General features: G+C 44.5%; 8 protein-coding genes and 1 pseudogene. 3 read left to right on the top strand and 6 right to left on the bottom strand.

From position 1 onward, the window contains the following. Positions 1-143 precede the first annotated feature (143 nt). From F6K57_RS00940 to F6K57_RS00930, 3 genes are all read right to left on the bottom strand, one after another. On the bottom strand, positions 144-899 hold the full coding sequence (locus F6K57_RS00940) for a DUF1995 family protein (protein WP_293064005.1): 756 nt from the start codon (positions 897-899) through the stop codon (positions 144-146). Positions 900-1,038: 139 nt separating this feature from the next. Beyond that, the gene (locus tag F6K57_RS00935) at positions 1,039-2,202 is read right to left on the bottom strand and encodes a cysteine desulfurase family protein (protein ID WP_293064002.1); all 1,164 of its coding nucleotides are present in this window, start codon (positions 2,200-2,202) and stop codon (positions 1,039-1,041) included. A gap of 132 nt (positions 2,203-2,334) precedes the next feature. Further along, positions 2,335-2,715, bottom strand: a complete 381-nt coding sequence (locus tag F6K57_RS00930; RefSeq protein ID WP_293023259.1) for a hypothetical protein — start codon at positions 2,713-2,715, stop codon at positions 2,335-2,337. Positions 2,716-2,984: 269 nt separating this feature from the next. Between F6K57_RS00930 and F6K57_RS00925 the strand changes: the two genes are divergently transcribed. The 3 genes and pseudogenes from F6K57_RS00925 to F6K57_RS00915 all read left to right on the top strand — a co-directional run bounded on the left by F6K57_RS00925 (position 2,985) and on the right by F6K57_RS00915 (position 7,540). After that, positions 2,985-4,400, top strand: a complete 1,416-nt coding sequence (locus F6K57_RS00925; protein WP_293064147.1) for a phospholipase D-like domain-containing protein — start codon at positions 2,985-2,987, stop codon at positions 4,398-4,400. A gap of 584 nt (positions 4,401-4,984) precedes the next feature. After that, the gene (locus tag F6K57_RS00920; protein WP_293063999.1) at positions 4,985-6,142 is read left to right on the top strand and encodes an aspartate carbamoyltransferase catalytic subunit; all 1,158 of its coding nucleotides are present in this window, start codon (positions 4,985-4,987) and stop codon (positions 6,140-6,142) included. A gap of 91 nt (positions 6,143-6,233) precedes the next feature. Then, positions 6,234-7,540 (top strand): annotated as a pseudogene (locus tag F6K57_RS00915) (transposase). Between the two features lie 116 nt (positions 7,541-7,656). On the opposite strand, the gene F6K57_RS00910 reads toward F6K57_RS00915, so the two are convergent. The 3 genes from F6K57_RS00910 to F6K57_RS00900 all read right to left on the bottom strand — a co-directional run bounded on the left by F6K57_RS00910 (position 7,657) and on the right by F6K57_RS00900 (position 11,819). After that, positions 7,657-8,547, bottom strand: coding sequence for a hypothetical protein (locus F6K57_RS00910; RefSeq protein ID WP_293063996.1), 891 nt, complete (start codon positions 8,545-8,547; stop codon positions 7,657-7,659). A 166-nt stretch (positions 8,548-8,713) separates the two neighbouring features. Then, positions 8,714-10,819, bottom strand: a complete 2,106-nt coding sequence (locus F6K57_RS00905; RefSeq protein ID WP_293063994.1) for a hypothetical protein — start codon at positions 10,817-10,819, stop codon at positions 8,714-8,716. Positions 10,820-11,177: 358 nt separating this feature from the next. Continuing rightward, the gene (locus F6K57_RS00900) at positions 11,178-11,819 is read right to left on the bottom strand and encodes a hypothetical protein (protein ID WP_293028476.1); all 642 of its coding nucleotides are present in this window, start codon (positions 11,817-11,819) and stop codon (positions 11,178-11,180) included. Positions 11,820-11,837: the final 18 nt, after the last annotated feature.

Raw genomic sequence — 11,837 nt, 5'->3', positions numbered from 1 at the left:
TCCCTCCATGATAGTTCTAAAATTTCATCCCACTAACTAGCCAAGAGGTAGCTTAACACTCTCGGATCTATACATACGAGGTTTTCTGGCCTCGCTAGCTAGATTTCTAATAACGTTTTTCTGATCTCAGTTCAACTGTAAGTTCAACGACTCAGAGCATTTAAGAATTTCTGGATACCTGAGAATAACGACTGTTTTTTTTGGGCAGATGGTATACTTTGAGAATCTTCTGGGCTAGTTGTGTTAACTAGACTTGCCTTAAGTATAATTTGCTCAATAGCCTCTGCTGTCGGTTTGCTGGGTTCTTCAGTCACCAACTGATACTCATCATCGATTTCTAGCCATACTTGCCACACAGAAGGGTAACAACGCCATAGAGCCCCTCCTGGAAAGGGTCGCAGATAATAACAAGACTCCAGGGTTTTCAGGAAGCGATCGCGTAACTGACGTGCGGCATAGCCAATCCCTACAATCGAGACATCTTCGAGCTGAGGATTTAGGATCACACAAGGGCGATCTCCAGCCAAATTGCAAATCTTTTCCACTTGGGCTACTTCCACAGCAGATGGACCCACTAGCAAGAAAACCTGGTCATCATCATCAATTCTAGTTTCTTCTGGGGAGCGACTGGTGCCAACATCAGTAATTTTAAACGGTACCTCTCCCCAGTCACGATGGGCAAGGGCTGAAGCACCGGTATCAGGAAAGAAGATTTTCAGTCCGGAGCCATACTGCTCAAATATCGGAATAAATGCTTGGGCGATTGACTGGGCTTGTAGGGCAATTTCTGGAAAGACCAACTCCACTTGTACCCTGGTTTGACCGTCATCTAGGGCGGCTTTGGTCGCTTGTTTAGCTTGAGCGATCGCATCTTCTAAGCTCAAAGGAAGTTCACTCATGAGTCTGTCCGTATGTGTCTTTATCAAAGACTTTAATATTAATGGCTTCAAATATAAATGTCTCGCCACACTAATCCCACCCAATCAACCCTACCCATAGGAGCAATTGAGCCTTTTTTGAGCAAAGTTAGACTTTAACTTAGACCGTGGATAATGTTGGTTGTGGCATCAGTCGTTCTAAAATTTGCTTGAGTACCATCACCGTCCAATCTACATCAGATTCTGTGGTATCTCGCCCCAGTGTCAACCGAATTCCAGCCAAAGCAGCTGTATCACTGTAACCCATTGCTAACAAGATCGGACTCGGACTCAGTTTACCACTGTGGCAAGCGGAACCTGCACTAATCCCAATACCAGCCTGATTAAACTGGCGCACTAGAGTTTTTCCAGTGACACCCTCACCAGGGGAAGTCACACAGAAACTAACGTGATGGGGTAAGCGATAGTCTCGAGAACCAGTGGGAATGAGATTGGGAGTATCAGCGAGTTGGTCAAACATGCGATCGCGTAATCGAATTAACCGAGGTGTCTCTGTTAGCATTTGCGCTGCTGCTAGTTCTGCTGCCATGCCAAACCCAGCAATTACTGGCACCGCCTGGGTTCCAGACCTCAATCGGGATTCTTGTCCACCACCGGAGATCAGGGTAACTAACTCCACACCAGGGCGGATATACAGTGCCCCTGCTCCCATCGGACCATAAATTTTGTGACTGGAAATCGACAGCAAATCCACCGGTAGTTGTTGAACATCGATAGGTAGCCGTCCGGCTACTTGAACTGCATCGGTATGAAACAGGACACCCTGTTGACGAGCAATTTGTCCGAGTTCATCAATAGGTTGGAGCGTACCTACTTCACTTTGACCGTAGATGACGGAGACTAAAACTGTATTTGCCTGTAGGGCAGCTTTTAAATCACTGGGATTGACCCGTCCCAGTGAATCCACTGGTAGCCTAGTCACTTGCCAACCCCACTGTTCCAACCAGGCTACTGGTTGAGCGATCGCAGAATGCTCTACACTAGAAATAATCATATGCTGGGGTTTTTTGTAGCCTTGGGCAACCCCCATCACTACCAAATTATCCGCCTCGGTACCGCCAGAGGTAAATATAATCGATTCCGCTGGTGCATTGATTAACCTAGCCACCTGTATTCTAGCTTGTTCCAGTACAATAGCCGCTCGCTGACCCCACTGGTGTAAGCTAGAGGGATTACCCCACTGCTGGGTAAGGATATCTTGAATAGTTTTAATGACTTCTGAGCGTGGTGGTGTGTTGGCGCTATAGTCCAGATAAATTTGCATGGGTTTTCAGGCAACCAGCTATCTCTACCTTCAGCATATAACCTTTCCAGGTCTCTCTCCAACTGATGAATAATAACTGAAGACTAATAATTAGTGACTAATAACTGAAAACGAATAAGTAGTGACTAATAACTAACCACCTGGTTTACCAACATTATAGTCCTCGTGGGACAAAACCGCGTGAGGAACTAATAAGCTACCCTGGTCGTGACAAATCATTCGGTAGTTGCGCGTTACAGGAATACTGATGATCCAGCGGTTGTGGCGCAGCCGCTTGCCACCAAATTCTCTGTAATCCTGGTGATTTTCCAAACCAGCGATTATCCCACGGGCTTTGACCACCACATGGGTAGGAAGGTTTTTTAAGTCAATGGGATCATCTTGAAAACTAGACTCCCACTGCCGTTTTTGCTGTTTTTTCTCTTCCCGTGCTCGGTTTTTTTGATCACATCGGTGGCATGTTTTACCATACCCCTTGTGGCCACACGGGAATGTTTTCTTTCGTCTTGGCATAAGACAGTAGTTCGGGTTAAACTCCCTAACCCGCTAATTAGGCTTCGGTGTAAGGCATTCCATAAGAAAAAGGCAATTAGGGGGGGGTAGTTGAACAAGATGGCAACTGATATCCCCTGGTATTTTATGTTAATTCAACAACTGCATCTATTTGAAGATTGTGCTGTTAGCATGGGGAAATCAGCTATCCAATCGGGTTTTTTGATGCCTTGAGTTCCCAACCAGCGTGTATTTACTGGAATTTGTATTATCCTTTGCTGATACTATTGATGTTGTGTGGCTGTCAACAAGCTCAGCCACAGGTGTCTGTTGAACCCCCTCTGCCCCAAGACCCTTGGGTTCAGGCTTACTTTAATCATAGTAGGTCAGCCCAATACACCGATCCTTACCGGGGAGTAACTCGGGAGGGAGATAACTTGGAGCAAGTGATTGTGGATGCGATCGCATCAGCAAAGTCAACAGTAGATGTGGCGGTTCAGGAGTTGCGTATGCCCAGAATTGCCCAAGCTTTAGTAGAACGTAAGCAAGCTGGTGTCAAAGTCAGAGTCATTTTAGACAATAACTACAGCCTTCCGGTCAGTAAACTAACCGCTGGCTCAGTAGCAAAACTGCCCCAAAGAGAACGCTCACGCTACAATGAGTCTCTAAAATTGATCGACCGTGACGGAGATGGTCAGCTGAGTGCAACGGAAATTTCAGAAGGAGACGCTTTAATCATCTTAGGAAATGGTGGTGTACCTATGATTGATGACACAGCGGATGGTTCTCGAGGCAGTGGCTTAATGCATCATAAGTTTATAGTTATTGATAAGAAAGTTTCTATTATTACCTCAGCCAACTTCACTCTTAGTGATCTACATGGTGACTTTCAGTTTCGAGACAGTCGTGGCAATCCCAACAATCTACTCAAGATTGACAGTGTAGAGTTAGCTAACCAATTCACCCAAGAATTTAACGTGATGTGGGGGGATGGTGCTGGCGGTAAACCAGACAGTAAGTTTGGTCTCAAGAAGCCATGGCGACCAGTAGAGCAGGTGAGACTGGGGGATACAACTGTGGGGGATACAACTGTGGGGGATACGACTGTGGGGGATACAACTATCGCGATACAATTCTCCCCAACCTCCACTACCAAACCTTGGCATCAGAGTAGCAATGGTCTGATCGCTCAAATCCTTCCTCAGGCTAGGGAAACCATTAACATCGCTTTATTTGTCTTTTCCGAGCAACGGCTAACTAATGTTTTAGAAAAATCCCATCAACAGGGTGTTAAGGTCAAAGCGCTAATTGAGCCAAGTTTTGCTTTTCGCTATTACAGTGAGGGTTTGGACATGATGGGAGTAGCTGTTGCTCACAAGTGTAAATATGAGACTGGTAACCGTCCTTGGCGTCAACCGATTGCTACTGTCGGTGTGCCTCAGTTGCCAGAAGGAGATGTCTTACATCACAAATTTGCCATTCTTGATGGAAAGACAGTGATTACGGGCTCTCACAACTGGTCAAAAGCAGCAAATACCAGGAACGATGAGACGGTATTAGTTATTCATAGTCCTATGGTTGCTGCCCATTTTGAGCGGGAATTTCAACGCCTCTATGGTAAAGCAGTGAAGGGAGTACCAGTTAAAGTTCAGCAAAAGATTAAAGCACAGCAACAAAAATGTGTGCCTCTTGACCCATATTCTTGAGTAGAGCATACTATTGAATAGTTGGCATGACGGGTTATACCCCTCAATTAAATAGATGTGTTATATCAAGTCCGGTTAATCACTTTTAAAATAGTCTGTGGTTTTTTGTCGTTAGTGATCAGTCATTGATAAAACGTCCACCAATCTGTCATGGCCTGTTCACAAATCGGTTTTGTCCGAGCAAAAAAGCGTGATTAATTATCAAGGAATTATTAAGTATTCAACCGGACAGGAGATTAGTTGACCGCAGTTTTATGGTGCTGGGCATTTAACTTGCGGATTTAATCGATTAAATCAATTGATTTAAATTAACTGCTAATGGTGCGTTTTCCAATGGCTGGGGAACCTGGCCTTGGGTCGCACCTTTTCTTGAAAACCTTCTTAGACCGAACACTAAACCAGCTTTTTTCCTTAACACAGGTTTGCGCTGAGGTTATCTGAGGTTTTGGGGCTCAATAATACCAAGTAGGTAATACTGCTCGACCTGCTAACCTTAATCGATATCTAGGGTTTCCTGGGTGTCAGAAATTCTCAAAGCTGTTAGGAGCAGCAAAACTAAGTTATTGAATTGCTTGACGACTTCTATGGCAAATGCCACCTGGACTCGCCGCCATATTCTTGCCCTGGCTGATTTTACGCCAGATGAATACAATACAGTGTTACAAACTGCCGCTAGCTTTCGGGAGGTACTTTCCCGACGCACCAAAAAGGTACCTGCACTACAGGGTCACGTGGTTGCGAATTTGTTTTTTGAACCATCCACCCGTACTCGTAGCAGTTTTGAACTAGCGGCTAAGCGTCTTTCTGCTGATATCCTAAACTTTGCACCAGGAACATCTTCCTTAAGCAAGGGCGAAACGATTCTTGATACAGCGAAGACTTACCTGGCAATGGGAACTAATATGATGGTGATTCGCCATCGGCAGGCGGGAGTTCCTCAAATTATTGCTACTGAGATGAATCGACTCGGTGTCCAGGTAAGTGTACTTAACGCTGGTGATGGTCAACATGAACATCCTTCTCAAGGATTGCTGGATTTGTTTACAATTTGTTCTTGCTTAGACTGGGATAATCCCCGCATCGAACTGCTTGCTGGAAAAAAGATTACCATTGTTGGAGATATTTTGCACTCACGAGTTGCCCGTTCCAATATCTGGAGTCTGCTTGCGACAGGGGCACAGGTTCATCTCGCTGGACCACCTACCCTACTTCCGCAATTATTTGCTGAATACAGTAGTACTCGTCTCCAACAACCTAGGCAAAAGCAACAGCAACAGTTATGGGCTAAGTCTAGCCTTGGTCAACAGCGGCAGTACACCGAAACCCCTGTGATTGTAGAAGCAACGGTACCGATCACAAGTCAAGGCAGCCATTCCCTTACCTCTACGCAACAGTTACCAATTACCCATCCTAAGCTCTATGTTCACTGGGAGATTGAACCAGCACTAAAAGATGCTGACTTTGTAATGACCTTGCGGCTGCAAAAAGAACGTATGACGAATCATTTGTTGCCTAGTTTGAGAGAATATCATCAGCGTTATGGGATTACCCGGGAGCGCCTCCAACTTTGCCAACCCAACGTTCACATTCTCCATCCTGGTCCAGTTAACCGAGGGGTTGAAATTAGTTCTGAGCTGATGGATGATCCCGATATTAGCTTAATTCCTCAACAGGTGACTAGTGGAGTTGCGGTTAGGATGGCGTTGCTTTACCTTAATGGAGCAAGAAGGCCCACACCATAACGCTAGTTTGGTGTTGGGATGAATTGCGACCAATAAAAAAAAGAATGCAGAACTTTTAGTTATCTGCGTTTGTTTATGGTAAAATTAAATCATGATAGTTAGAGAAGCCAAGTTGTTAAACGGGTCTAAGGTTCAATATCAAGCCTTGGATGAAGCCATAAAAACTGCACAGTTCATCAGGAATAAAGCAGTTAGACTATGGCGGGACGAGCCAAATGTAAACAAAGCTCGTCTATCTCTGCTATGTAAAGAACTGGCTCGTGCGTTTCCTTTTGCCAAAAAGTTAAACTCGATGGCGCGTCAGGCCGCCTCTGAGAGGGCTTGGAATTCTGTCTCTAGCTTTTATCGCCGTTGTAGAGAAGGAGCCAAAAAGAAAGGCTATCCTCAGTTCAAAAAACACTCTCGCAACGGCTTTGCCGACGCTGCGCGAACGGTTGAATATAAAACCTCTGGATGGAAACTTTCAGAAGATTGTCTAACGATTAATTTCACCGATGGGTTTAAAGCGGGTAAGTTTTCTCTATTCTGTAATCATGAGACCAGAGAAGATCTATTTAGACTTAAGATTAATCGAGTGAGAGTGGTGAGACGAGCTGATGGTTATTATGCACAATTCTGTTTTGATGCTAATCGGTCTGAACCGGGAAACTATACTGGGAATGTAGTAGGCATTGATTTAGGTCTGAAGTATTTCTATAAAGACCAAAACGACAATGCCGCCATATATCCCAAGTATTTAAGACGAGCTGAAAAGCGAATCAAGAAACTACAACGACGGCTATCTAGAAAATTTGTGAAGGGGAAGAAACCCCAATCAAATAACTACCACAAAGCCCGAATTAGATTAGGTAAAGCACATTTGTTGGCGCTAGCCTGCCGACGCTAGGAGGCAAGGTTCAACGCCAACGTAAAGATTGGGCTGTTAAGTTAGCTCGATGCGTAGTGACATCTAACGATGTTGTGGTATATGAAGACCTCAAGATACAAAATCTGGTCAAGAACCATCATTTAGCTAAGTCTATTTCTGATGCTTCGTGGTATCAATTCACTCAATGGCTAGACTATTTTGGCAAGGTTTGGGATAAGACAGTGATAGCTGTTTCTCCTAATTATACGTCCCAAGATTGTTCAAATTGTGGTCATCGAGTGAAGAAATCACTTAGCACTAGAACCCATCAATGCCAAAGATGTAAAACAGAAATTTGTCGAGATACGAATGCGGCATTAAATATTTTAAAGAAAGGCATGAACATTCTAGGTGTTGAGTATAACAGTACCCTAGGGCATAGGGAAACTGCCGGGGAACCGGGAACGCTTGAGGAGACTACCACCTCTGCTGTAGATGGGCAACTTGAAACAGTAAGTGGTGTCGCTGAATCAAGAATTAACTGTAGTTAAGAATCCCGCGCTGTAATTTTTAATTCAGCGCCGGGAGTATGTCAATTAATCGGTAGTGGTAAGTTTTAAGGGTTAGAATCAGCAAACCGTAATCTTTACTTTGGTCTTAGAATACATCAATTACGCCAAGGTAAACCTTGACCATTACCCGATCTAACTGACGCCTGTACCAAACCCAAAATAAATTCTAGCAATCCTCTCCACTGCTGTTGACTAGCAGTGACTCCTTGCTTGTGGATGTGTAGAATCAAATCTCGATCAGGATGGTTAACAATTTCCTGAGCATAGCGGTTGATCACATCACCATCTAGTTGAATCACAGTTTGGGCGCAAATTAAATCATTGATTGACTTGACATTTGCCCGTTGGTGTGAATTAGTTTTTAGCAATGCCTGATTTCGACTATCCAGTGCTGCTTTCAGTTCACTGAGCTTACGCAAACAACGCAAGAAACGATTGTTCTTAAGAATCTGTTGCGCTTGAAGCATTTCCTCAGAACTGCTGGTTTTAGTAGGGTTTGGTAGTCGGGTGTTAATTTGGTGCAGTTCTACTGTGGGATCGGTGAGGATTTCTTGGCCTCCTCTAGCCTGCTCTAGAACAGTGGGATCATACAAGGGTGAATTGGGATCACTCAAAAGCACGGTGTACTCTAGTTCCAAGGTTTTACGTAACTCAAGGTAGCGATCGCGTAAAGACTGATGAATTCCCTGTTGCTCTAGATAGTCTGCTGAGATCGGGTAAATATCCCGGTAGGTTTCCCAGGGGATAAATTTATCTCCCTTAATTTCCTCCACTACCATGGTGTTAACTTCTAAGGCTGTGATGTCAATCAAGACATCCCCCAAAGAGCCATAAAATTCATCAAGGGTTTGACCTAATTTAGAGGTAACATCAGGTGCGACCCGTGGCGAATTAAATTCGCCAAGGTCAAGCCCACCTCGTTTTAAAGGTGATATTGCATCAGTAGTTGCTGGTTGCTTAAGGTTTCTGGTCTTGGTCACGGCCATGGTAATGATATATGAACTACCCTAAATATAGGTGGAGGAATGCTCGATTTCGACTCCTCTATGGAATCAAAATCGACCTAGGGCAATCTGTGTATGCCACGGGCGAAGTCTCAGGCAAAGCTTACTGCTTATCCTTTAGCACCAGAAAAAGCTAATTACGCCCAGATTAATCCTGTTGTTTACGTGGTTTCTTGATAAATAGTGACTCTTCCAGGCTAGACCAATTATCATCATCAAGTTTGATCGGCTCAGATTCATTCTGTTGTGCCACAGGAAAGTCAAACAAATCTTCCATGAGTTCTTCAGATGCCTGCTGTGATTGATCGGTGATATCAGAGATTTCTAGAAACGGATCTAACTCTTGAGATTGATCCTGATTAAAGTTATGGTCATCAGTTAGCTTATTTGTCAGTTCTGAAGTATCTGGATTTTCCGAAGGTGCCGATAGCTCCAAGCTATTTCCTAGAGATGGATAAGATTCCAGTTCATCAGTTGGGAAATCATCCCAGTCTTCATCAAGTTCTAAATCTGTTGCTGATCCATTGAGATTGCTTGGTGCAGTGAACGGATTCGCGTTTTTCGTTAGTTCATCCCACTCATTATCCTCAGAGACATCCAATGAATCTATCTCAGGAGTTGTCAATTCTAGTGATGAGTGCTCCGGTTGTTCCAACATCCAATCATCCCAATCCTCATTTTCTTCTAGCTCCAATGATTCTAGGCTGAAGAGGTTAGGATCTGCATCAATCTGTTGTGTATCTTCTTCAAACAGATCACCCCATTCCTCTTCTAATTCCTGGTTTGAAGCTTCAGTTGTGGGTTCTGGTGATGAGGGCGTTAACTCCAAATCTTCTAATGTCAGGAGTTCCCAATTTTGATTATCCACTGCATCGGATGGCTTGAACTGAGATTCCGATTGTTCTTCAACGAATTCTTGCCATTGTTGATCAATTTCTGCATCTGAAACGTCTTGGTCAGTTAGCTCGTGATCAGGCGACTCCAGTAATTCCCACATCGAGTCATCCCAATCGTCCTGTTCAGTTTCCGCTTCTAATGCCTGGGTGCTATCTGTCGATGGCATCAGTGAGGATTCCAGTTCTGCGGAGGGTACTTCTAGTAGTTCAGGCTCAGTTTCTAGGAAAGTGTCAGGACTAGCCTGGATTTCTTCTAGAACCGGAGGTGGAGGTACCAAGATTGACTCCACTTCTGGTGCCGTATCCGGTAGCAAGTCAATACTAGCATCTGTTTCCTCTTCAATCGGGGGTGGAGTTATCAAGACTGACTCCACTTCTGGTGCGGTATCTGGTAGAAAGTCAGGAGAAATGTCTGTTTCCTCTTCAATGGGGGGTGGAGGTACCAAAACTGACTCAGTTTCTGACCACCTATCCTCTAGGAAGTTTGCTATTGCTTCTTCCTGTTCCAAGTCAGTAGTTTCTGGCAATTCATTACTCTCAGTAATCTCTGGAAACAAGCCAGCCTCAGAAACTACTTCATCGACTACTTCATCGACCAATCCAGGTTTGATGATCGGCTCAGTTACGGTGTAGGGATTAACCAATGAATCATCAAGGTTCCCTGGGGTAGGAGCTGTTACTGACTCAAGGTCACCAAAGATTGTTGGGGGTGTCTCTGGTGCTGTCTGAGTCGGTTCTACTTCGGCTGGGGGAGGTTCTGCTACTAACTCCGAGGCAGAGGCAACGGCTGCTGCTGCCAATCCAGTCCCCAAAACCGCTGTAGTAACTGTATCGAGACGATGCTCTGTGTGTGACTCTACTGACTCTACTGACTCTACTGACTCTACTGACTCTACTGACTCTACTGACTCTATGGCTACTCGGGTTTCAGTAACTGGTTCTGTGCTTGGCAATAAATGGGTTTCAACCCTAGGGGATTCAGGCTCTATAACCCCAGTAGTGCTAGTTGGGTAACCTAGAGTGAGTAGAACTTCAAAGAGCTTATGCAGACTCTTGATGTTGCTCTGAATAATTTGATTGCCTTGAGCCACCTGATCATTGTGAAATTGCCGCAGTTCTCTATAGCGACCATTGCCGATAAACTGGTCCCCCACTTCATTGTCGATGGCACCGTTAATGGTATCAATGCGGGTACACATACGATGACCAGGTTTTGCCTGGGCTGCATCTAAATCAGCATTGGTGTCGGCTACCCAGGTGGTAATTTTCAAATCAACTGCTTCGCTCAGGGCTAGGACAAGAGCCTCTTTAATGTTCCCTGTCTTAAGGTATTGTCTAAAGTCATCTCTAGGAGCCATAATAGTACACTCGCGCTTATTAGGGTAGTTTTCTAACTTAGTTTAGATTGACTTATTATGAAGAATTTTTGATATTACCACGTCCACCCTTGGGTTGTAGTGGTAGGATTCTTTAAAGGATATAGCTGTTGTTGAGAGTTTTTCGGTGACTGTGAACACCCAACCGTCAACCGTCAACAAACACTCGGTTAATTAAATTATTTAGGTGAAATTTATATCAGATGATAACGAGTTGAGCAACTTAGCAGCGCCCATTACTGCTGAACACTTTGTCTGTCACGGAAGTAGCAGATCAAATCAATAATATTTATATTTTTTTTAGTGTTAAATAGTATTCCCTTTTTTGGAAGATAGACGCTTAGCCACTATCAGTATCGAGAGCAGAGCCTTGAGGTAGCCGACCCATGGTAGTACTCAGAACCGTAAACAGTTGTTGCAAATTTTCCAAATTTTGCTGAATAGTCTGGCGTCCTTGTTTTACCTGCTGTAGATGAAATTGCTTCAGTTCAGTGTAAGGCCCATTGCCCATAAACTCTGAACCAACTTCGTTGTTGATTTCACCATCAACAATATTCATGCTAGTACGCATTTGGCAATCAGAGGTTGGCTGGTCTAGCTCCGCTGAGGAATTAGGAGCTGGGCTAGATGAGGATACCCAAGTCGTAATTTCTAACTCCACTGCTTCACCTAGGGATAGGGTCAGAGCATCCCTAATGTTACCTGCCTTGATTTGTTGTTTAAAGTCGTCTTTAGTGGTCATGGATTTTGTTGCCTTAGTTGGGTACGGTGCGTGATAAGACGGGCTCGCAATCATTTTATCGGTCGCCAGGGTTGGGATAGTCCGTCTGGGAATATTGATAACCGGCAAGATGCCGGTTCCACCAATATGCCGGTTCCACCAATATGCCGGTTCCACCAATATGCCCGTTCCACCAAGATGCTGCTTCCACCAAGATGCCGGTTCCAACCACCGGGTCAAACAGCTTTTTAGGAGATCCACCCGTTATTAGTTTTTAGT

Source organism: Moorena sp. SIO4A5 (genome assembly GCF_010672005.1).
Classification (GTDB): Bacteria; Cyanobacteriota; Cyanobacteriia; order Cyanobacteriales; family Coleofasciculaceae; genus Moorena.
Note: the sequence above shows the minus strand (reverse complement) of the source record. Positions and strands in the feature narration are given on the sequence as shown.

Bases quoted from the DNA above. Each gene is read 5' to 3' on its own strand.
- F6K57_RS00910 (WP_293063996.1), bottom strand. From the start codon at position 8,547: ATGGCCGTGACCAAGACCAGAAACCTTAAGCAACCAGCAACTACTGAT.
- F6K57_RS00905 (WP_293063994.1), bottom strand. From the start codon at position 10,819: ATGGCTCCTAGAGATGACTTTAGACAATACCTTAAGACAGGGAACATT.
- F6K57_RS00940 (WP_293064005.1), bottom strand. From the start codon at position 899: ATGAGTGAACTTCCTTTGAGCTTAGAAGATGCGATCGCTCAAGCTAAA.
- F6K57_RS00920 (WP_293063999.1), top strand. From the start codon at position 4,985: ATGGCAAATGCCACCTGGACTCGCCGCCATATTCTTGCCCTGGCTGAT.
- F6K57_RS00925 (WP_293064147.1), top strand. From the start codon at position 2,985: ATGTTGTGTGGCTGTCAACAAGCTCAGCCACAGGTGTCTGTTGAACCC.
- F6K57_RS00935 (WP_293064002.1), bottom strand. From the start codon at position 2,202: ATGCAAATTTATCTGGACTATAGCGCCAACACACCACCACGCTCAGAA.
- F6K57_RS00930 (WP_293023259.1), bottom strand. From the start codon at position 2,715: ATGCCAAGACGAAAGAAAACATTCCCGTGTGGCCACAAGGGGTATGGT.